At 62.1% G+C, this 19,125-nt stretch carries 21 protein-coding genes; 11 read left to right on the top strand and 10 right to left on the bottom strand.

From position 1 onward, the window contains the following. Window positions 1-102: 102 nt before the first annotated feature. The 4 genes from FPZ54_RS13425 to FPZ54_RS13410 all read right to left on the bottom strand — a co-directional run bounded on the left by FPZ54_RS13425 (window position 103) and on the right by FPZ54_RS13410 (window position 3,593). A complete protein-coding gene (locus FPZ54_RS13425) occupies window positions 103-1,332 on the bottom strand; it encodes an MFS transporter (protein WP_186456767.1) in 1,230 nt (409 codons plus the stop codon). A gap of 163 nt (window positions 1,333-1,495) precedes the next feature. Further along, entirely contained in the window at window positions 1,496-2,524 is a 1,029-nt protein-coding gene (locus FPZ54_RS13420; protein WP_145847980.1) for a FecR family protein, read from the bottom strand. After that, window positions 2,521-3,132, bottom strand: a complete 612-nt coding sequence (locus FPZ54_RS13415; RefSeq protein ID WP_145847977.1) for an RNA polymerase sigma factor — start codon at window positions 3,130-3,132, stop codon at window positions 2,521-2,523. The genes FPZ54_RS13420 and FPZ54_RS13415 overlap by 4 nt, the downstream gene beginning before the upstream one ends. Further along, entirely contained in the window at window positions 3,129-3,593 is a 465-nt protein-coding gene (locus FPZ54_RS13410; RefSeq protein ID WP_222428306.1) for an Lrp/AsnC family transcriptional regulator, read from the bottom strand. The genes FPZ54_RS13415 and FPZ54_RS13410 overlap by 4 nt, the downstream gene beginning before the upstream one ends. A 170-nt stretch (window positions 3,594-3,763) precedes the next feature. Here FPZ54_RS13410 and FPZ54_RS13405 point away from each other — a divergent pair, with 170 nt between their 5' ends. Further along, the gene (locus tag FPZ54_RS13405) at window positions 3,764-4,864 is read left to right on the top strand and encodes a PLP-dependent cysteine synthase family protein (protein WP_145849838.1); all 1,101 of its coding nucleotides are present in this window, start codon (window positions 3,764-3,766) and stop codon (window positions 4,862-4,864) included. Between the two features lie 556 nt (window positions 4,865-5,420). Here the strand turns inward: FPZ54_RS13405 and FPZ54_RS13400 are convergent. Then, the gene (locus FPZ54_RS13400; protein WP_145847975.1) at window positions 5,421-6,467 is read right to left on the bottom strand and encodes a glycoside hydrolase family 43 protein; all 1,047 of its coding nucleotides are present in this window, start codon (window positions 6,465-6,467) and stop codon (window positions 5,421-5,423) included. 279 nt (window positions 6,468-6,746) lie between these two features. Between FPZ54_RS13400 and FPZ54_RS13395 the strand changes: the two genes are divergently transcribed. Then, window positions 6,747-7,130 carry a hypothetical protein gene (locus tag FPZ54_RS13395; RefSeq protein ID WP_145847973.1) on the top strand — a complete coding sequence of 128 codons (384 nt, stop codon included), beginning with the start codon at window positions 6,747-6,749 and terminating at the stop codon, window positions 7,128-7,130. 550 nt (window positions 7,131-7,680) lie between these two features. On the opposite strand, the gene FPZ54_RS19910 is transcribed toward FPZ54_RS13395, so the two are convergent. The 3 genes from FPZ54_RS19910 to FPZ54_RS13375 all read right to left on the bottom strand — a co-directional run bounded on the left by FPZ54_RS19910 (window position 7,681) and on the right by FPZ54_RS13375 (window position 9,908). Next, complete coding sequence (locus tag FPZ54_RS19910) at window positions 7,681-8,967, bottom strand: hypothetical protein (RefSeq protein ID WP_186456766.1); 1,287 nt, start codon at window positions 8,965-8,967, stop codon at window positions 7,681-7,683. Window positions 8,968-9,128: 161 nt separating this feature from the next. Next, the gene (locus FPZ54_RS13380; protein WP_145847969.1) at window positions 9,129-9,578 is read right to left on the bottom strand and encodes a DoxX family protein; all 450 of its coding nucleotides are present in this window, start codon (window positions 9,576-9,578) and stop codon (window positions 9,129-9,131) included. 54 nt (window positions 9,579-9,632) lie between these two features. Then, entirely contained in the window at window positions 9,633-9,908 is a 276-nt protein-coding gene (locus FPZ54_RS13375; protein WP_145847967.1) for a BufA1 family periplasmic bufferin-type metallophore, read from the bottom strand. 209 nt (window positions 9,909-10,117) lie between these two features. On the opposite strand from FPZ54_RS13375, the gene FPZ54_RS13370 reads away from it, so the two are divergent. The 5 genes from FPZ54_RS13370 to FPZ54_RS13350 all read left to right on the top strand — a co-directional run bounded on the left by FPZ54_RS13370 (window position 10,118) and on the right by FPZ54_RS13350 (window position 13,278). Further along, window positions 10,118-10,657 (top strand): sigma-70 family RNA polymerase sigma factor, encoded by a 540-nt coding sequence (locus FPZ54_RS13370; RefSeq protein ID WP_145847965.1) that lies wholly within the window; start codon window positions 10,118-10,120, stop codon window positions 10,655-10,657. Next, complete coding sequence (locus tag FPZ54_RS13365; RefSeq protein WP_145847963.1) at window positions 10,654-11,295, top strand: DUF1109 domain-containing protein; 642 nt, start codon at window positions 10,654-10,656, stop codon at window positions 11,293-11,295. The genes FPZ54_RS13370 and FPZ54_RS13365 overlap by 4 nt, the downstream gene beginning before the upstream one ends. Window positions 11,296-11,373: 78 nt before the next feature. Further along, on the top strand, window positions 11,374-11,646 hold the full coding sequence (gene bufA2, locus FPZ54_RS13360; RefSeq protein WP_145847961.1) for a BufA2 family periplasmic bufferin-type metallophore: 273 nt from the start codon (window positions 11,374-11,376) through the stop codon (window positions 11,644-11,646). Between the two features lie 61 nt (window positions 11,647-11,707). After that, the gene (bufB, locus tag FPZ54_RS13355; protein ID WP_145847959.1) at window positions 11,708-12,526 is read left to right on the top strand and encodes an MNIO family bufferin maturase; all 819 of its coding nucleotides are present in this window, start codon (window positions 11,708-11,710) and stop codon (window positions 12,524-12,526) included. After that, a complete protein-coding gene (locus tag FPZ54_RS13350) occupies window positions 12,523-13,278 on the top strand; it encodes an HvfC/BufC N-terminal domain-containing protein (RefSeq protein ID WP_145847957.1) in 756 nt (251 codons plus the stop codon). Before bufB ends, FPZ54_RS13350 begins: the two co-directional genes overlap by 4 nt. 243 nt (window positions 13,279-13,521) lie before the next feature. On the opposite strand, the gene FPZ54_RS13345 is transcribed toward FPZ54_RS13350, so the two are convergent. Both FPZ54_RS13345 and FPZ54_RS19905 read right to left on the bottom strand, forming a co-directional pair. Further along, complete coding sequence (locus FPZ54_RS13345; protein WP_186456765.1) at window positions 13,522-14,160, bottom strand: VOC family protein; 639 nt, start codon at window positions 14,158-14,160, stop codon at window positions 13,522-13,524. A gap of 359 nt (window positions 14,161-14,519) precedes the next feature. Next, complete coding sequence (locus tag FPZ54_RS19905; protein WP_186456764.1) at window positions 14,520-14,687, bottom strand: hypothetical protein; 168 nt, start codon at window positions 14,685-14,687, stop codon at window positions 14,520-14,522. 254 nt (window positions 14,688-14,941) lie between these two features. Here FPZ54_RS19905 and FPZ54_RS13340 point away from each other — a divergent pair, with 254 nt between their 5' ends. From FPZ54_RS13340 to FPZ54_RS13325, 4 genes are read left to right on the top strand one after another with little or no spacing between them, the layout of a single operon-like run. Then, the gene (locus FPZ54_RS13340) at window positions 14,942-15,706 is read left to right on the top strand and encodes a 3-keto-disaccharide hydrolase (RefSeq protein WP_222428305.1); all 765 of its coding nucleotides are present in this window, start codon (window positions 14,942-14,944) and stop codon (window positions 15,704-15,706) included. Beyond that, window positions 15,703-17,001, top strand: a complete 1,299-nt coding sequence (locus tag FPZ54_RS13335) for a Gfo/Idh/MocA family protein (RefSeq protein ID WP_145847950.1) — start codon at window positions 15,703-15,705, stop codon at window positions 16,999-17,001. Before FPZ54_RS13340 ends, FPZ54_RS13335 begins: the two co-directional genes overlap by 4 nt. Then, window positions 16,983-17,888, top strand: a complete 906-nt coding sequence (locus FPZ54_RS13330; protein ID WP_239019578.1) for an FAD:protein FMN transferase — start codon at window positions 16,983-16,985, stop codon at window positions 17,886-17,888. The genes FPZ54_RS13335 and FPZ54_RS13330 overlap by 19 nt, the downstream gene beginning before the upstream one ends. Next, on the top strand, window positions 17,848-19,116 hold the full coding sequence (locus tag FPZ54_RS13325; RefSeq protein ID WP_145847947.1) for a Gfo/Idh/MocA family protein: 1,269 nt from the start codon (window positions 17,848-17,850) through the stop codon (window positions 19,114-19,116). Before FPZ54_RS13330 ends, FPZ54_RS13325 begins: the two co-directional genes overlap by 41 nt. The last annotated feature ends 9 nt before the right edge of the window (window positions 19,117-19,125 follow it).

The raw sequence follows: 19,125 nt of genomic DNA, 5'->3' as shown, positions 1-19,125 counted from the left end.
CGATGGCGCTGGATAGGACGCCAGATCCTTCGAAACCCGCAGGTCAACGGACAAGAAAATGTCAGCCTGCAAGTCGGCGCGGTCGGGGCGCAGACCGCCTCGTCAGCCCACGTCACCGGTTTCGCTGGGGAAGGTGCGGCTCGCCAGCATGAAGATGATGGCAGCGGCACAACTCATGACGCTGCCAACCAGGGCTAGCGCGCTGCCAAGTGCGGCCGGCCCACCGAGCACGCCCGACAGCGTGCTGATGATCATCGGGGCGAGACCGACGGCCGTGAGCGAGCCCACCGTAACGGTGAGCGCGACGAACGTACCTCGAACCTCCCCGGGCACCGCCACGAGCGTCAGCGCCATCGCCAATGTTCCGCACATGAAGCCAAGCGTCAAAAAGACACCAAGGCCGATTCCGACCAGCATCGGCGACGGAAAAACGGCAAAAAACGCCGGCGGGATGCTCAGCAGCGAGATCATCCCCATCGCAACCATGGCACGGCGGGATCCGCCGTGTTTCTGGCAATAGTCGGCCAGCGCGCCGCCGATCAAAGGGCCCGCAACGCCGCTGAACAACAGAGCGGCGGCGATCATTCCGCCAATCTGGTCCGGGGGAAGGTCAAATTTACGCGAAAGGACAGGCGCCGTCCAGATGACGGCCGCGCCATCCGCAAGAAAGATCATGATGCGTGCGAACAACAATGGAAACACGATCGCGCGACAGCGCCAAAGCGTCGGCCATGCTTCGGCAAGGCCAGGGCGCACCGTTTCCGTCCCGACCCTTGGCGGCTCACGAAGCAGAAAGGCGGCGGTGCTGAAGCACGCCAACGGTATGGCCATCCACAGCACCGCCTCACGCCAGGACTCAGATGCCGGCCCCGTCATCGCCAGCAGCGCACCGCCCAGTGCGAACGCAGCAGGCGCGCCTGCCACTTCCCCGACTGACAGCACCGTTGTCGCCCTTCCCCGTTCGGTGGGTGAGAACAGGTCGCTGATCATCGAAAAGGCCGCGACGAACAGCCCCGCGATGCCAAGCCCGGCCATGCCGCGCGCAACGATAAGAGTCATGAAATCAGTGGCAGCCGCTGTCAGCAAGGTCGCCGCAAGGTTGAGGAGTGTAGCGAGCAGGACAAGCCGCCTGCGGGAATAGCGGTCGGCGATCAGGCCCAGCGGAATTGCCCCGATCGCGAGCGGGATTGCGAGCGCAGGCCCCTGCAGCACTGCGATCTGGCCGTCGCTCAGGATAAGGTCGAGTTGCAGGCTTTCCTGCAACGGGCTGAGCGTGTGCCGAACAAACGCACCCGAACAAAGGCCCAGCGCGAGCAGCGATAGCAACACCATACGATTGCTATCGCTACGCGCCGGAAACTTTCGACACGCTGGGATGCCTGTTCCCGTCATAGCGCGTACCTGTCTGGATGTCTCAAGGCCGGTTGCTCCCACCAATGTGCTGCCTTCTGCAAGCACAGGACGCCATGGCACTGAGTTTCCGCAGGTCGCGTGGCTATTCGCGCGCGACCGCCGTCTCGATCTCGCGGTAGTGAAGAACCAGATCGCCGGACCCCATCCGTTCAATGGTGATGGGGTAGGCCGGCTCCAGCGCGGCGGCAAAACCACTGGGATCGTTGGCGCGGAAAACGCCCGACACCCGAAGGCCGGCGAGGCGCGGATCGGCTAGGCGGATGCTATGCGCCGCATTGTGATTGAACTGTGTCACGATGTCGCCCAGCCGCTGTGCGTCGAACTGGAGCAATCCGGTTCGCCATGAAGTCGTCGCATCCGCGTCCACGCTATTAATCAACAGTGACCCCGGTGAGCTCTTGAACTGTTGTCCAGGCTTCAACCTGATCGGCTTCGATCGCCCACGCCCGGCGACCACCACGCTGCCGCGCATCAGCGTTACTGTCGTCGCGTCGTTATGCGCCCGCACATCGAATGCTGTTCCGACTGCGGTCACGGTGTCGCCGTTGGCGGTTACCGTCAGCTTTCGGCGAGGATCATGCGCCACCTCTATGAAAAGCTGCCCATGCTCCAGCATGAGGTTGCGCTCCCCGGCGGTGAAACGCATCTTGAGTTGTGAGTCAGACCCCAGGACAAGCCGCGAACCGTCGCTAAGGACAATGTGGCGTCGCGCTCCGGAAGCCACCTTCCAAGCCTCGGTTTCGGCTGGGTCGTGAAAGAGGTGGGTATCGACGGCCGCAAATGTAAGAATTCCCATGAGCGCCACCGCGAGCGCCACAGCAGCAGGGCGGCGCGTGATTCGCATTGGCGCCAGTAAGCGATGCGACGCTGTACGAAAGCGACGCGTCTCGAGAACAATTTCGGCCAGCCGGGGCGTATCGGCGATCGCGTCCAAGCGCGTCGCCAGACCGCAGACCTCGTCATAAGCGCGAACATGATCGGGCGAAGCGGCAAGCCAGCGATCAAAGGCAGCATCGTCCTCGACCGACTTTACGTCTGACGTCAATCGAGCGTACCAGAAGGATGCGTCCTCGTGCACGTCTCCAGTCAGTTGAGACAGGAATCTAGTCATTGCGCGCTGTCATTGAGCCGCTTCCTGAGATGCTGCATGGCAGTGGCAATATGCTTTTCAACCATCGACACGGTAATCCCCATTCGGCGGGCTATCTCCCTGTGCGGTACTTCGTCAAAGCGATGCATCACGAAGGCAATCTTGCACTTCGGCGGCAGCGCTTGAACGGCATCCAGCAACGTATCGATCTCGCCTTGATGCATCGCCTGCTGTGAGGGATCCTTGTCGGGACTAGGAAGTTCGATGTCATCAATGGATTGCGCCTGGCCCCGCCGCGACAATGCGCGATAATAGTCCTTCAGAAGGTTTGCAGCAGAGACATACAGGAAGACCTCGATATTATCGATGTCGTCCAAATTTCTGCGGCGGAGCAGGCGGACAAAGAGATCCTGGGTAAGCTCTTCCGCATCCTCTGCAAGCCGCAAGCGACGGCGGAAATATTGAAGCATCGGTGCACGAAAGCGCGTGGTCAGCGCTGCGATGAGCTCTATCCGAGCGGCGTCTGCCACTGGCTCGGGATTCGGTCGAACCGTCGGACTGCCCCGATAGGCAGAAGCGCTCGAAAGCGCGCTGCGGGCGTCGGCGCCGTCGGACGCCACCAGTTTCACTCGGCATATTCCAATGGAAGCGACGTGGTCTCTTTGACGATTTCCATTGAAAAGCCGGCGCTTACATCGGTAATCCGCGCGAGGCGGATCAACTGCTTGTAAATGCGATCATATCCGGCAATGTCGGGGGCGACGATCTTGAGCAAATAGTCGATATCACCGGCCATCCGATGCACTTCGATGATCTCGGGAATTGATCGCACTGCGGCACCGAATTCTTCAAGCCACTCTGCGCTGTGATCGTTCGTTCGAACCTGCACGAACCCCGTCAACTTCAGACCCAATCTGGCAGGATCCAGCAGCGCTACCCGGCCACGGATGACGCCGGCTTCCTCGAGCCGCCTCATGCGCTTCCAAACTGGCGTGGTCGATATGCCAGCCTTTTCTGCCAGCTGCGCAACGGTCAACGCACCGTCCAACTGAACCAACGCGAGAAGCTTTCGGTCTATTTTATCCATCATCTAAGCGTAACAGCATATTATTGTTCTACGCAATTAGATAAACGATAGTAAAAAAAGTAACATTTTCTCCTCGAGGTGCGGTAAATTCCTCCCAATGATAAGCGAACGAAGACCGTTCGCTGGCACTCGGATGATCAATCAGGCGAAAGAATGGCATGCACGCTGTAACGATGATCGACAGCGCAACCCGTCGGGCATGGGTAGCGCGCGCGTGCGCGTTTCTCACCGCAGAACGTATGCGCGCCGCCCAGACCCCATTGCTACAATTTACGGTGGCCGCATTTCCAAATGTGCGCTTCTACCTCAAGGACGAACGTGCGCACCCGTCGGGCAGCCTAAAGCATCGCTTGGCCCATGCGCTGTTTGCCCATGCGATCTGTAGCGGCAACGTGGGGTCAGATACGCTTGTCGTCGAGGCGTCTTCGGGCTCGACCGCCATTTCGGAAGCCTGGTTCGCCCGCGCGCTTGGCCTGCACTTTGTCGCAGTGGTGCCGGATCGGACCGCCCCCGCAAAGCTTGCCGCCATCCGGGCAGTAGGCGGAGAGATCCTGCTCGTGCCGGATGGCGGCGACGTTTGCGCCGAGGCCGATGCGCTTGCGAAGTGCCGTGGCGGGTGGTTTATGAACCAGTTCGACCATGCGCTCGAAGCAACCGACTGGCGCGGAGCGAACAATATTGCCGAAAGCCTTTTCGGCCAACTGATCGATATAGGCGATCCGGTGCCACGGTGGGTCGTCACCGGCGCGGGGACCGGCGGTACCTCGGCAACGATCGGCCGCTATATCCGCCATCGCCCTGAACTTGCCGAAGTCCGGATGTGCGTCGTCGATCCGGCGGGTTCCGCGTTCTACAAGGCCTATGTTTCCGGGGATCGATCAGTGCGCGGATGCACAAGCCCCGTTGTCGAGGGGATCGGTCGCGGCCGAGTGGAGCGCGGTTTCCTGCCGGCACTCGTCGACCGGATGATCGCAGTTCCCGATGCATCTTCGATTGCCGCTGCGTATTGGTTGCGTGCGCAAAGTGGTGCCGCCTTCGGCCCATCGACGGGCACAAATATGGTCGGTGCGATTTTGCTTGCGCAGGAACTAGAAGACCAGGGGGAAAGCGGCGCAATTGCGGTAATCGGCTGCGATGGCGGAGAGCGTTATCGCGAGACGATCTACGATTCAGCGTGGCTCCAACGCCATGGATATGACATTTCCGGCTGGGACAGACTGCCCGATCTGATAGCGCGCCATGCAAACCTTATGCACAGTTGTAGGACCGCTTAGGTCCCCACCCGCTCTCTCGGAGCGAACGGCTCTGAGAGAGCGGTCGGACCAACTCAAGGCTGCTTTTGCGACATGCAAGGGCGGTTGCGGAGTTGCTGGCTCGCCACTGAGATTTCCTGTGGCATGAGAAACGCGCAGCGCTGGCGGCGTTTGGCGACCGAGCGGATCTATCGGCCGCGTTAAGAATGTGCGGATCAGGATCGAGATGCACTCCATTGGGCGGCCTCTGTGCTGCGGCCGCTGAATCGCTGGCCTTGAACCGGACGCAGTGGTGTCAGGATCGAGCACCCGCCGAGACCCTGTAGAGACCGCGCGTGACCTATCGATCCGTTGGCCCCTACAGGTCGCCCGGTGGCGTGCTGATCGACAACAGCGAAGACGATCATGTCTTTGCCATCGGCCCGCATGGCGATCGGCGGCTTATGGCATCTAGCCGGAGATAGCGCCCCCACCGGGCAGAAAGCCGAGCGTCCAAATAGTGAAGAAGTCTCACTTCGCGCGGCGAATCGTGCGCCGTCGGAAGGCAGCGGTGAACTTGACGCCCCCCCGGCGCCTTTTAGGGCACCGGTGCTGCAACCGCGCCAGTTGACGGGCTGTCGTTGGCGATTCGCGGCCAACCATTTTGCCACGTGATCCGGTCCATCATCAGCACGCGCTTGTTCGGGGCGTTCGGTCGGCGGGCGTGATAGACCATCCAGTGATGCCCCGCCCCGTCGACAAAGACGGCGTTATGCCCAGGGGCCTGCCAAGTGACGTTCCGCCGCAGGATCGCGCCGTTCTGCCCGCCCGTGTAACGAACCCACGGGCCGCTCAGGTTCGACAAGGATTTTCGTGCAACTGTCACCGCATAATCATCATCTCCCATGCAGCAGTGCTTGCCGGACATGAAGAGATAGCGATAGGCACCCCGATCCAACAGCCAGGCCGCCTCGACCAGCGAGGAATATGGATCCCCGGGAATTGCGCTGATCACATTCGCGGTGGTCGATCCCGCAGCGAAGGTCAGCAGGTTCGCAGAGAGCGCGCGGCGGCTCATGGGCACGGTCGAGGAAGAACCCCAGAACAGAAACCACTTGCTTTCATTGTTGTCGTAAAACGCCATCGGATCGATCTCGCGCCCGCCCGATCCGCAGAGCAACGGCGCGGGCTGCGCCGTGAAGGGCCCGTCTGGCGAACTCGCGACGGCAACGCCGATACACTTGTCGGCATTGTCCGGCACGTTGGCATGTGCCTGGTTCCCCTTCGCGGAAAAATACATCACGTAGCGATTAGCGACCGAGGGATCCTTGATCACATCCGGCGCCCAGGTGTCGCCCGTCGCCCAGCTCGGCAGGATTAAGACTGTCGTCGTTGGCGTCCAGTTGATCAGGTCGGTCGACTTGGTCATCTGGATGTATTTTGCGGGATTGCTCGATCCGGTCTTCGCCCCAGTTGCATAGACGTACAGCGTGCCGCCCACCCGGAGCGTAGCCGGGTCGGGGACGTTTTCGTCAAGAATGGGATTTGTATAGGTCTGCGCCTTTGCCGGCGCGCCGAGGGTCAGCAATGTCGCCGACGCCGCGATGCTGCCGATCGCAGCACAACAAGAAAGAAAAGCCTTCATCCCAGTCTCTCCTATGGCCCCCGGCTAACCGCGAGTGGCGATTGTATAATAGCATATCTTTAGTATTGATCACATAATAAAGTTGGAGGTGATATGCTGGTGCAAGACAGTCAGCGTGACTTGCTGGTTGCAGCCGCAGCGGCGGTTGGCGTCATGTGCGCCCTCGCCTTTGCATTGCACGAAGGGACTGATGACGCGCCCGAGGGCATAGTCGTCGTGATCCCCCATCCTGCCCGGGCCACGGCATCAGCGGTATGGCCTGGCGGCCATGCACCTATAATGGCGGCCAGCGACATGCCCGCGCGCGGCGTTGAGCAGATGGATGCCGATGTCGCGCTGCTGGACGCCCGCTTTGCCGGCGCACTTGCGGAGCCGGAGGCTGCCCTCCGCGCGGAACGACTGAATTCGCGGCTGGGACGGGTCATGACCGGCGGCGCGCGGTTCGGCGCGCTCGAAGTGGAATGCCGCAGCAACTTGTGCCGCCTGTCGGGTACCGTGGTCGACGGCGCAGCGGCGGCAGATCGCGCCGCCGCATTTGCCCTGTTGCATCAGGCGGAACTGGTCGCGATCGGTGCCGCGGAGGGGCTTGAACCGGGACCGCTCACAGCCGCGACTATGGCTACGGGGGAGACGCAGTTCGTCGCCTATCTGGTCACACCGTAAGGAACACCGCGAACCCGTATACCATCAGGGCATACGCGCAGGCGGTCCGGCGACTGCTGGCATGACCCAGAAATAGCCCTTTGCATGATCTGGGCGCCCATAAGCCTGGTCTGCCTGCGAATAGAAGAGCAGCAGGATTTGCTCACCGGTGTCCACCGCGATGGCGCGTCGCGGTATGTGGGGACCATGAGGCACGCCGCAGCCGATATCGCCGCGTCCGGACTGCCATTCGGCACATCTCACGTCACCTCCGTGCTCGCGATATGTCAATGACAGGCGCGTACGCTTCGAATCATAATATCTACTTAGCGGCGAGAATTCGCGCCCGGTGCTGCGTTTGATATACACGGAATATGTTCGTAGATTACGTCGCCCATAGGCTGTGACGATGTCCGGCTTCCCATCCTGGTCAAGATCCGCCTGCAACGTGACGATTTGGGGATCCGGCAACTGGGCGTGTGCGGTAGCCGCGAGCGCGGTGGCACTCGCGGCTAGGCATCCAAACATCGCCATGCGCTTCAGACACAAGGTCGGACCTGGCCCTGCGCACTCACGGATTGCGCGCAAGCTGACGGAAGTCGTCGATCCAAGCATAGTTGAAGGGGGCGCTGCCGTCCGGATTCGCCTGGACGGTGACCGGTGCGTAAACGCCGTTCAGGATCCAGGGCGTCTTGTCGGGCCCGTAATTCTCCCCCGATTGCTGCGACTGCCTGAACGCATAGGTGGCGACCGCGAGCTTGCCGCTGTTGCGGAAGATACGCATCTGGTTCGACAGATAGCGCTTGCGGTTCTCGAACCACGGGCTGAGCGAGAGGAAGTCGTCCCACTTCTTCTTCGTGAACGGCGTTTCGACCGCCGACTTGATCACTTCCCAGTTATAGGTCGTGTGGGGCAGGCCATAGGCGTCCGCAAAGGCGGTCGATACCGTCTGGCGCTGGTTCTCACCCCACCACCAGATCAGCGAGAATTCCGTGACGATGAAGCGCTGGTCGTCACGCATGCGCGGCAGGATATAATCGAGGAACGGACGCGACGCTTCGATCCGCGGGATATGCGGATGGATGTCGACGCCGTCGATCTGCGGCGTATCCTTCACATACTGCATCCAGCGTTCAACCGAGGGCGTGATCCGTTCGGGCAGGTCGAGGCGATTGAGCGCGCCCATATAAAGGCGCGTCTTACAGTCGGTGACGCAATTCTGTGTGCGATAGGCGATGACGCGATCGGCCATCAATTCGTAGAAGGCGTTGAGATCGGCATCGGCATATTGCTGGGCGGTGTCGATATAGGGTTCGTTGCCGATCACCAGAATGTCGACCTTGCCCATCACCTGCGCGAGCAGCGAGTCGATGCGGTTGATCTCCGTCTGCATCGCGGGCGTGCCGGGCTGCGGGAAATCACGCTGTTCGAACACCCATTTCAGCGACAGGATCGTCTTGTACCCCTGATCGCCCGTGTCGAGCAGCTTGGCGATCGCGGCGTCGCGATCACCCTGCGCAAGGCGCACGAACGTCCGGATCCACTGGGCGTTGGCCTTCTGCAAATCGACAATGTCGATATCCTGATAGTGTTCATTGTAGTTGCCGCCCAGCACACCGCCAAAATCGGGCGTCCCCGTCGGAGTCGGAGTGGGAGTAGGCGTCGGTTCCGGTGTGGGGCTCGTGGTGGGCGTCGGCGTCGGCGTCGGCGTCGGCGTTATGACCACGCCACCGCCGCCAGATCCCTGCCCGGGATACCCCGCGATGATGCCGACTAAGACGGTCACCAATGCGAGCAAACCGATTTTAACGGTCGCGCTCAGCGCCCCAAACGCATCGAACAAACCACGTAAGAACATGCGCAATCCCCTCTTCGACTTCGACCGAGCGACCGCACATACGCCTGATCGACATACATATTTATCTTATCTGTATTATCGATAAGCTGAAATACGTGGCAGTCAATGTTTATGGTCGAATAGGGGATCACGTCAGCGCGCTGTCTCATCACGCGAGCAGTTCAGACCGTCCGAACGCCGCTGAGGGTCCGATCAAGCGACCAGTTGCCGCCGCCACGCGCCACTAACAGTAACGCCAGGGCTACCCACGTCGCATGGGTCGGCCAAGCGTCGGGATAAACGAAGACCTGAATGACCAGCGTCATAACTAAAAGAGCGAATGCCGAGAGTCGCGTGGCAAGACCGAGCACCAGCAGGATCGGAAAGATGTGCTCTGACCATGTCGCGGCAACGGCGGCGATGTTTGGTGACACCAGCGGCAGCGCATATTCGCTTGCAAACAGTTCATAAGTGCCATCGGTGATGGCGATTACACCCTCGACCTTGGTGCGGCCCGACATGAAGAACACTGCAGCGATGGCGAACCTCGCGCTAAGCAGTAGGAAATCGTCCGGAATAGTTGCGGAGATCATCCGAGCGAAGCGATGTCCACCGGCCACGGCAATGTTCATGAATATACCTCTCATATGAAAGCGACCGGGCGCATTGGCCCGGCCGGTTCGATTTCATGCCTTGGGCTTAAGCGAGCCGTTGCCCTTGGGGGTCTTGATGGTGGTGCAGGTGCCGGCTTTCACCAGCTTCCAGGCATTGCCCTGATAGTCGGTCTTCGACGTGCCGGCGCAGCTGGTGCCCGGGCCTGCGGCGCAATCGTTCTTGCCGGCGAGCGAAATGCCATAACACTTCTCCATTTTCGGCTTGGTCTGCGCTTCGGCCGGCATGGCCAGAGCGGCAGCGGATGCCATGGCGAGCGTCGCGGCGAGCGTTGCATTGGTAATGCGCATGAAGTGGGTCCTTCAATTCCGATGCCTCAAAAGCGCGCGGCCCGGTTTGTGCCGGACCGCGCGGTGACCGGAGGAGGAGGCGGGGAGCCCAGGTCACGAAAGGTAGTTCGGCTGGCCCATGACATGGGTTACACGGGCGATGCGGAAATAAATCGATTGGCGATGTAACCTTGGGCCGGCCTATGCCGAACTCTAGCCGAGGAGCTTGAATGCGGGTGAACGAGCAGACCTTGCGCGAATTGATGAGCGATGGGCTGGACGGCGATGCCGCCGCCCATGCGACATTGCTGCGCGTGCTCGTTCCGTTGCTGCGGGGATTCTATCGTCGGCGCGCAAGCGGCGGCGATGATGATATCGAGGATCTTGTGCAGGAAACGTTGATTGCGGTTCATACGCGCCGCGCCACCTACGACCGCGGGCGGTCCTTCACCGCCTGGCTGTTCGCCATCGCGCGCTATAAAATGATCGACCAGTTCCGACGAACCAGCCGCTTACGACCGATCGAGGGCTTGGAAGACACGTTGCTCGCTGACGATTTCGAGGACGAGGCGGTCGCCCGGATCGACATCGAGCAGTTGCTCGGCGAGCTGCCCGCCAAGCAGGCGATGGCGATCCGCGCCACGCGGATCGACGGCCTCAGCGTCGCCGAAGCCGCGCAACGGGGCGGTGTCGGCGAATCCGACGTGAAGGTTTCAGTGCATCGCGGCCTCAAGGCGCTGATGAGGCGCGTACAAGGGAACGCGCCATGAACACCGACGATCTCATCACGCAGCTCGCGCGCGATACCCAGCCGGTTCGGGCCGGCACCGTAGGGCGTCGGATCGCGATCGGTCTGATGCTGGGGGCCCTTGGTTCGACGCTCGTCCTGTGGAGCTGGCTTGGCCCGCGGCCCGACCTGGGCAGCGCGATGCTTGGCTTCTCCTTTTGGATGAAATGGGGCTACACGATCTCCCTGGCCATTGCCGCGCTTGGCGTAACCGCACAGTTGGCTCGGCCCGACAGTGCCCACTTGCGCTGGTTGTGGCTGTTGGCTGTTCCCGTCGCACTGCTGACGTTCATCGGCCTTGGCGAACTCATCCGGACACCGTCGGGCGAGTGGCTGGCGATGTGGCTCGGACATAGCTGGCGGACGTGCCCGTGGCGCGTTCTGGCCCTCGCCGGCCCAATCTTTGTCGGGCTGCTCTGGTCGTTCCGTCAGTTGGCGCCAACGCGCCTGCGCGCCGCCGGTGCGGCTGCGGGACTGACGGCCGGCGCCTTTGCCGCGACCGTCTATTGCCTGCACTGTCCCGAAGTGTCTGCGATCTTCGTGCTCACCTGGTATTCGCTTGGCATTTTGCTGGCGACGTCGGTCGGCGCGTTGCTCGGGCCGCGCCTGCTGCGCTGGTAATCGCGAAAATCTGTAACCGACTTCGTCACTGCCGCGAAATGTACACGCCACTTCGGCAGAACAGTTTCGGAGATACAAATGAACTTCGCATCCACCAGCCTCAGCCTCGCCGCATCCGCAGCCGTCGTCGCGATCGCGACCACCGCAGCACCTTCCACCGCTGCCGCGCAACAGGGTGCCAAGGCGGCCGTTGTGCATTGCTATGGCATCAACACCTGCAAGGGCACGTCGGACTGCAAGACCGCTAAGAACGAGTGCAGCGGCCAGAACGAATGCAAGGGTCAAGGCTTCAAGTCACTGACCGCCAAGGCCTGCAAGTCGGCCGGCGGCCGCCTCACCGAAGCCAAGTGACCGCCTGACAGGCCCGGCGGCCATGGGCTGCCGGGCCTGTGAACCTAATGGGAGCATCTTCATGCACCGCTTCGGGCTGGGCCTGCGCAAACCGCATTACCGCGAATTCCTGGAACATCGTGTCGCGGTCGATTTTCTCGAGGTAATCTCGGAGAATTTCATGATCGATGGCGGTCGCCCGCGTCAGATCCTGCGGGATTTGCGCGATCGCTATCCGGTCGCGCTGCACGGCGTATCGATGTCGCTCGGCTCGGTCGATGGGCTCGATGGCACTTATCTGCGGCGCTTGCGCGCGCTGGTCGATGAGGTCGAACCGCTGTTCGTGTCCGATCATCTGAGCTGGTCGCGGATCGACGGTTTCAACTCACACGACCTCCTGCCCCTGCCTTACACCAACGAGGCGCTGAACACCGTGTGCGACAATATCGACCACGCCCAAACGGTGCTCGGTCGCACGATGCTGGTCGAAAATCCGTCGAGCTATATCGCCTTCGCACCGGCTGAGATGACCGAATGGGACTTCATGGCAGCGATGTGCGCACGGACGGGCTGTCATCTGCTGCTCGACGTCAACAATGTCTTTGTGAGTGCTAGCAACCACGGCTTCGATCCGATCGCCTATCTCGCCGGCATACCGCACGAGCGGGTGCGGCAGGTTCATCTCGCCGGCCACAGCCAGGGCAGCGAGCTGTTAGTGGATACGCACGATTCACCGGTGCCCGAGTCGGTCTGGGACCTGTTTGCGCAGGTACTCCCGCACCTGAGTTCCGTCGCCACGATGATCGAGCGCGACGACGACATTCCGCCACTCGCCGAGCTGCTTCGCGAACTTCAGGAAGCGCGCGACATCGCCGACGCAACACGCGCGGTCGCGGCATGAACCTGCGTTCGCTTCAGACCGACATACAGGCCTGGTTGACCCGCGAAGATGCGCAGGCGGCGCGCCGCCTTGGATCGAACGCCGGGCCGGGCTTGCGCGTCTATCAGAACAATTATCGCGCCCAGCTGATCGCCTGTCTCGAAGGCAGCTTCGCGCGCACGCGCGCCTGGTTGGGGGCTGAGGCATTCCTGGCGGCGGCGGCGACGCATGTCGATCGCGTGCCGCCCAGCAGTTGGACACTCGATGCTTACCCACTTGAATTTCCTGACACCCTGACCTTGCTGTATCCCCATGACAATGAGGTCGTTGAACTGGCTTGGATCGATTGGGCGATCGAGGACGTGTTTACCGGGCCTGACGCCGTGGCGATGTGCGTCGCCGATTTGCCGACGATCGACTGGGATCGCGCCACGCTGTGGCTGGTTCCAGCGCGTGCCTTGCGATTGCTATCGACCAACGCAGCCGACATCTGGCAGGCGCTGGTCGACGAAGAGACGCCACCAACACTTGAGGCCGGTGTCGAAAACGCCGGGATCGTTGTGTGGCGCAAGGATCACGTCGCGCGATATCGCAAGATCGATCGCGACGAATTTCAGGCGTTGTGCCAGCTGGAAGATAGCCTGCGCTTCGCCGAACTATGCGACGCCGCAGTCGCACGTTTCGGCGAGCGCGCCGGGATCGGACAAGCGGGCACCTGGCTGGGTCGCTGGGCCAGTGACGGCCTAATACTCGTCACCGAAGATCCGGACTGAACTGCCGAACGGTACTTTAAACAAGCTCGCTTGATGGTGTGGATATGAAGGATGTCGTAGTCCATCCGCCACATCTTGATCGTTCGTCTCGCCACAGCAGCGAGTGGAGCTGGCGCTTGTTCAGGCGGTTGGGGCGCGCCGACCATTGGACGGTTCCACAAGCCCACTCTGCGGCGGCTTGCCCGAAGCGACGTAGTGCCGCTCGACGTTGGCGTCAGTTGCTTTGAAAGGTCTAGATTCCCGCTACGCTTCAAAGAGCTCGATGACCTCTCCATTGGGCCCTAAGACGTGCGCCGCTCGAACAACGAAAGATCGCCGAAAAGGCGGCCGAGCTTTAAGCGTAATAGTCGTTGGGCCGTCCCAGACGCCGCCCACCCCATCCTCGATAGGATAGGGCTTGGCGCCATTGGCAAGCGCGCGCGCATAGGCCTCCTCCAAATTGGAAACGCGCAAGCCGATATGATTGAAACTTGACGCGAGATCACTTGGACGAACCGCCTTTTTAGGCGCCGGAATCAACTCAAGGATCTGTCCGTCACCCATGTCGAGCTGTGCACCTTGCAGCGGGTTACGAAAATGAATGGCTTTGCCTCGTACGCCGACCACGCCGTCCCAGCGGAAGAGAAGGCGGAAGCCGAACGCTCGCTCATAGAAAGCGATGGTTTCATCCAGGTCAAAGGCTCGCACATTTATGTGGTGTAATCCCGAACCATGAAGGAGATGAATGGGTTTCGTCGGATCAGATGGGCCGATGCTTTCCGATGTCCGCGCAGCATCTTTCCCTCCGGAGCCTGCCGTCTGGGCAAGAGCAGGACTGGCGACCGGGAGAATTGCGCCGATGCAAGCAATTGCGCCTATCAGATTTGTGCGATGTATAATCATGTGAAATCTCTTGAATTGGCGTTTCTCGCGCCCCGCGTAGGCCGGCGATGAGCATGCCATCACCGGGGAACGTGGGTGGACCGGAATCTTCCCTTCCAAACTTGGTTCGCTCCAAAGCGCCGAGTGGTTACAATTTGTGGGCGATGGCTTGTCTCAACGCAGGCGAGGTGTGAGATCGAAACCGGAATCCCATTCGGCTGGCTGGCCGATCGTACCGGCTTCCGCGTCGGCATCAGCATGCGAACGCAACGACGCGACCAGAACTGCACCCGTCAGGTCGGTCGTGATCAGCCCCTGCCATTATTCTAGCGACATCCCCCGGGGTGTCTGACATGTTGAGGGCCCCGCGTTGACCATCTTCAAGCGCGGCTCTTCATCTCCGCGGGGTACGGCGCCCAGAAGCATGTGGAGCCAATCAGGATCTCGGCAACGAATGGCCGGAGGACCTGCACGCTCGCCAGCCGCTCGCCGCGGGCGCGATTTAGCGGCTCGGATCCTTCGAGAACATAGCCGATAAATACGTGCATCCTACCGCGTCTTTGCTCTCATTCGCCCCGGCAGCGCAGTCGGTCACACGGATGCTATGCACCCTGTCGTAGCACGATGCGCAGACACCATCATCGCGATCCAATGCGTGGATTGGCGGCTCGCAGGCGATCGGACCTCGCATCGGCGTAATCACCCTTTGCGTATCGAGCCATTCTAATGATAAGATAAATATAAGGATTAACCGACCATGAGCTGGGGTGAGAGGATGATGAGGACGCTATTGATCTGCGGTGTGGCATCGTTGCTCATGTGCGCCGTGGTGACGGCGCAGACGCCCCGCCCCGCCGACGCATCGGTCAACACGCTGAGCAAGCAGGAGCGCGAGCAGGGCTGGCGGCTCTTGTGGGATGGTCGCACCACGGCCGGCTGGAAAAGCGCGAAAAGCGAAGCGTTTCCGGCCGCGGGGTGGCAGATCCAGGATGGCGAACTGAGCGTGCTCGCTTCGGACGGCGCGGAATCGCGCAACGGTGGCGATATCATCACGCGCGAGCAATTCTCCAACTTCGAACTCAAGGTCGATTTCCGCCTGTCGCCCGGGGCGAACAGCGGCATCAAATATTTCGTAGATCCGGATCTGCTGCGCGGCGAGGGTTCGGCGATCGGCCTCGAATTCCAGTTGCTCGACGATGCTCGCCACCCCGATGCGAAGCTCGGCCGCGGCGGCAATCGCACGGTCGGCTCGCTCTACGATCTGATCGCCGCGCGCGACCTGGCCAATTCCGGCCAGCCCAAGCCAGCGGTGCCGATCGGTGCCTGGAATACCGCGCGCATCGTCGTGCGGGGCCGGCACGTCGAACATTGGCTGAACGGCAGGAAAGTGGTCGAGTTCGAGCGGGGCTCCCCCGCATTCCGCTCGCTCGTCGCGCAGAGCAAATACAACAAATGGCCTTCATTCGGCGAGTGGCCGAGCGGCCCGATCCTGCTGCAGGACCACGGCAACCTCGTCTCGTTCCGCAACATCAAGGTCCGCACCCTGCCCGCCGGGGGCGCACAATGATCGGGCGTCGCACCCTGCTTGGTGGAGGAATTGCCGCGCTGTCGGTTCCCGCGGCCAGCTATGCACGCATTCTCGGCGCCAATGACCGTCTGCGCGTGGCGGTCATGGGGCTCAACGGGCGCGGCACGGCGTTGATGAAGGCGGTTGCTGGTACGCCTAACAATGAGTTGGCCGCGCTGATCGACGTCGACCAGATTGTGCTCGCGAAACGTGCAGGTGAAACGCAGAGCCAGGTGCCCCGGCTGGACCGCGATTATCGCCGCGCGCTCGATCGCCAGGACATCGACGCGCTGGTGGTCACCACGCCGGACCACTGGCACGTCAAAGCCTCGATCGACGCCCTGGCCGCCGGCAAGCACGTCTATGTCGAAAAGCCGCTGGGCCTAGCCCCCGCAGAGGGCGAGGCGCTGATCGCTGCGCAGCGCCGCGCCAACCGCGTCGTGCAGATGGGCAACCAGCAGCGTTCAAGCCAGGAGACGCAGGCACTGGTCGCGCTGATCCGCCAGGGCGCGCTTGGTGACGTCTATCAGGCCGATACCTGGTACGCGAACAACCGCGGCACGATCGGCAAGGGCAGTTACGCCTCGCCGCCCGCGCATCTCGACTGGGATCTGTGGCAGGGACCGCTTCCCCGCGGGCGATATCGTACCAATCTCGTCCATTATAACTGGCACTGGTTCTGGCAGTACGGTACCGGCGAGATCACCAACAACGCGCTGCATGAACTCGACATCGCCCGCTGGATCATGGACGTGGTCTATCCCGAGCAGGTGACTGCGCGCGGGTCGCGCCGATTTCATCGCGGCGACGATTGGGAGATGTACGACACGCTCGCACTCGAACTAGCCTATGGCGATGGCCGCATGATCCGCTGGGACGGGCACAGCTGCAACGCGCAGCGCCGCTACGGCCGTGATCGCGGGGTGCTGGTCTATGGCACTAGGGGGACAGCGATCGTTGATCGCAACGGCTATGAACTCTTCGGGCTGGACGGCAAGTCAACCGGGCGTGCAGTGGCGGCCGCCAAAAGCGCGACCACGAACACGGTCGGCGCCGGCGACCTCGATCTGCGGCACTTCGCCAATTTCGCCGACACAGTGCGCGGGACCGCCGCGGGCCAGGCGTCGCCCGTGCTGGACGGGCACATCAGCACCACGCTCTGCCACCTTGGCAATATGGCATATCGCACCGGCAAGACGCTGCGGGTCGACCCGGCGACGGGGCGACCGCTGGATGCCGCCGCGATGAAGCTCTGGGCGATCGACTATGAGCCTGGATGGGCCTTGACCGCCTGATGCGACCCTTGCCGCCCGCGACCTTTGCCGAGCGCTTCGTCGCGATGGGCACGCGCATTGAATGCCACCTCTTCGGCGCACCGGCGGCAGCTAAGATCGCCGCCGATCTGCGCACCGCGGTTGAAACGGTGGACGATGCGCTGACCGTTCACCGCATCTCGCCGACGAGCCTGCTCAACCAGCTTCTCCGCGCGGGCAAAGAAGCGACCGTCGACGATCAGATCCTATGGCAAGCACTATTGCTGTGCGATGCGCTGCACCGCACCACCCACGGCCTGTTCGACCCGACAATGGGCATGGGCGACGCGCGCTGGGCGGATCTCGAGATCGACGCCGTGAACCGACGCGTCCGCTCGCCCAGTCCAACCGGGCTGGATTTCGGCGGGGTGGGCAAGGGGATCGCCCTCGACGCCTGCATGCCTGTCTTATGCAACGCCGGGGTTTCCTCGGCGCTGCTTTCGCTCGGCGAAAGCTCGATCCTGGCGCATGGGGAACATCCCCTGGGCGGCGCATGGCCGCTGGCGGTGCCGCATCCGGCAAAAGCTGATACCGCATTGGTGACGCTCGGCCTGGTGCAGCGATGCGTGTCGATCTCGTCGACACTTGGGGCGGCCAATGGCGATACATTCTCCCCCGCCGATGGCGCGGCGGTGCGGACCCCTGCAACGACGGTCGCCGTCGATGCATCCGGCGCCACGGCAGAGGCGTTCAGCACGGCCATGCTCGCAGGCGATGCGGCGCAGCGCGACCGGCTCCTCTCCAGCGGTGGCTGCGAATCCCTGCGCCGCTTCGACTTTCCTCGGATTCCCCGCGTGCCAACCGGTGCTGCGGCAGGAGGCACTATCCATGCGCGACTCGCTCGACCTCTCTCGCCGCCGGTTTCTTGAACGGCTCGGCGGCGTCGCGGCGCTTGGCGGCCTTGGCGCCGTCGCACCTTGGGCCGCACAGGCTGCGAATATCGATGCCGGCGGGGGTGATGTGCGCATCGGCATCATCGGCACGGGCAGCCGCGGTCGCACGCTGCTGCAGAATCTGCTCAAGGCGCGGGGCTGCCGCATCGTCGCACTTTGCGACGATCAGGCACCGCATCTTGCGCAGGCGCAGAAGCTCATGCCGCAGCCGGCGCCGGGCTTTGCCGATCACCGCGCCATGATCGATGCCGGCGGGCTTGACGCCGTGGTTATCGCGACCCCGCTTCACGTCCACGCACCGCAGACATTCGACGCGCTGGACGCCGGCCTGCACGTCTGGTGTGAAAAGGCGATGGCGCGGACAGTCGCCGATTGCCGGGCGATGGTGGCCCGCGCGGACACCGCGGGCAAGCTATTGCAGATCGGTCACCAGCGGCTATTCAACCCCACTTATCTCAAAGCGATTAAGCGCGTGCGGGCAGGCGAGATCGGGACGGTCACGCAGATCCGTGCCAGCTGGCATCGCCAAACCAATTGGCGCAAGCCCGTCCCCGTCGGCTCTGCGCTGGAACAGCGGACGAACTGGCGACTTTACCGGGAGTTTTCGGGCGGCCTGATGACCGAGCTCGGCACACACCAGATTCAGATCGCGAATTGGGTCCTCGATGATGTGCCGGAACGGGTGATGGGGTCGGGCAGCATCTGCTTCTGGAAAGACGGGCGCACCGTCTATGATCACGTCGCGCTGATCTACGAATATGCCGGCGGGCGGAAGTTGATCTATACCTCGCTGCTCAACAACCGCCGCTACGGCTGCGAGGAGCAGATCCAGGGGTCGAAGGGTACGATCGAACCCGAATTGGGTCGCATATATTTCGAGAACGCGCCGCCCCCCGTCGCCGCGCTGCGCAAGCTTGAGGACGATGTCGCGAAGGGTAGGAAACGCCCCGTGCCGATTGGTGGGCGGACCTGGTTCCCCGAATTGCCGATCGTGACACCCGGCGAGTCGCTCGGCTGGAGCGACTATGATGAGACGACGCTGCAGTTCGAGGCGTTCGCAGCATCTGTGCGGGCCAACAAGCCGTTGCGCGGCGCGTTGCGGGAAGCGTTTCACGCTTCCATCGCCTCGTTGCTCGGCGAGCAGGCAATGGACGAGCGTCGCGCGATCGACTGGCCGCGCGACCTCACCATGCCGCGTACCTGATCTGCTAGG

Source organism: Sphingomonas suaedae (assembly GCF_007833215.1).
Classification (GTDB): domain Bacteria; phylum Pseudomonadota; class Alphaproteobacteria; order Sphingomonadales; family Sphingomonadaceae; genus Sphingomonas; species Sphingomonas suaedae.
The sequence above is the reverse complement of the archived record's forward strand: the minus strand, read 5'-3'. Positions and strand labels throughout refer to the sequence as shown.

Bases quoted from the DNA above. Each gene is read 5' to 3' on its own strand.
- FPZ54_RS13425 (WP_186456767.1), bottom strand. From the start codon at position 1,332: ATGGTGTTGCTATCGCTGCTCGCGCTGGGCCTTTGTTCGGGTGCGTTT.
- FPZ54_RS13420 (WP_145847980.1), bottom strand. From the start codon at position 2,524: ATGACTAGATTCCTGTCTCAACTGACTGGAGACGTGCACGAGGACGCA.
- FPZ54_RS13410 (WP_222428306.1), bottom strand. From the start codon at position 3,593: ATGATGGATAAAATAGACCGAAAGCTTCTCGCGTTGGTTCAGTTGGAC.
- FPZ54_RS13405 (WP_145849838.1), top strand. From the start codon at position 3,764: ATGATCGACAGCGCAACCCGTCGGGCATGGGTAGCGCGCGCGTGCGCG.
- FPZ54_RS13400 (WP_145847975.1), bottom strand. From the start codon at position 6,467: ATGAAGGCTTTTCTTTCTTGTTGTGCTGCGATCGGCAGCATCGCGGCG.
- FPZ54_RS13395 (WP_145847973.1), top strand. From the start codon at position 6,747: ATGGCGGCCAGCGACATGCCCGCGCGCGGCGTTGAGCAGATGGATGCC.
- FPZ54_RS19910 (WP_186456766.1), bottom strand. From the start codon at position 8,967: ATGTTCTTACGTGGTTTGTTCGATGCGTTTGGGGCGCTGAGCGCGACC.
- FPZ54_RS13380 (WP_145847969.1), bottom strand. From the start codon at position 9,578: ATGAACATTGCCGTGGCCGGTGGACATCGCTTCGCTCGGATGATCTCC.
- FPZ54_RS13375 (WP_145847967.1), bottom strand. From the start codon at position 9,908: ATGCGCATTACCAATGCAACGCTCGCCGCGACGCTCGCCATGGCATCC.
- FPZ54_RS13370 (WP_145847965.1), top strand. From the start codon at position 10,118: ATGCGGGTGAACGAGCAGACCTTGCGCGAATTGATGAGCGATGGGCTG.
- FPZ54_RS13365 (WP_145847963.1), top strand. From the start codon at position 10,654: ATGAACACCGACGATCTCATCACGCAGCTCGCGCGCGATACCCAGCCG.
- bufA2 (WP_145847961.1), top strand. From the start codon at position 11,374: ATGAACTTCGCATCCACCAGCCTCAGCCTCGCCGCATCCGCAGCCGTC.
- bufB (WP_145847959.1), top strand. From the start codon at position 11,708: ATGCACCGCTTCGGGCTGGGCCTGCGCAAACCGCATTACCGCGAATTC.
- FPZ54_RS13350 (WP_145847957.1), top strand. From the start codon at position 12,523: ATGAACCTGCGTTCGCTTCAGACCGACATACAGGCCTGGTTGACCCGC.
- FPZ54_RS13345 (WP_186456765.1), bottom strand. From the start codon at position 14,160: ATGATTATACATCGCACAAATCTGATAGGCGCAATTGCTTGCATCGGC.
- FPZ54_RS19905 (WP_186456764.1), bottom strand. From the start codon at position 14,687: ATGCACGTATTTATCGGCTATGTTCTCGAAGGATCCGAGCCGCTAAAT.
- FPZ54_RS13335 (WP_145847950.1), top strand. From the start codon at position 15,703: ATGATCGGGCGTCGCACCCTGCTTGGTGGAGGAATTGCCGCGCTGTCG.
- FPZ54_RS13330 (WP_239019578.1), top strand. From the start codon at position 16,983: ATGGGCCTTGACCGCCTGATGCGACCCTTGCCGCCCGCGACCTTTGCC.
- FPZ54_RS13325 (WP_145847947.1), top strand. From the start codon at position 17,848: ATGCGCGACTCGCTCGACCTCTCTCGCCGCCGGTTTCTTGAACGGCTC.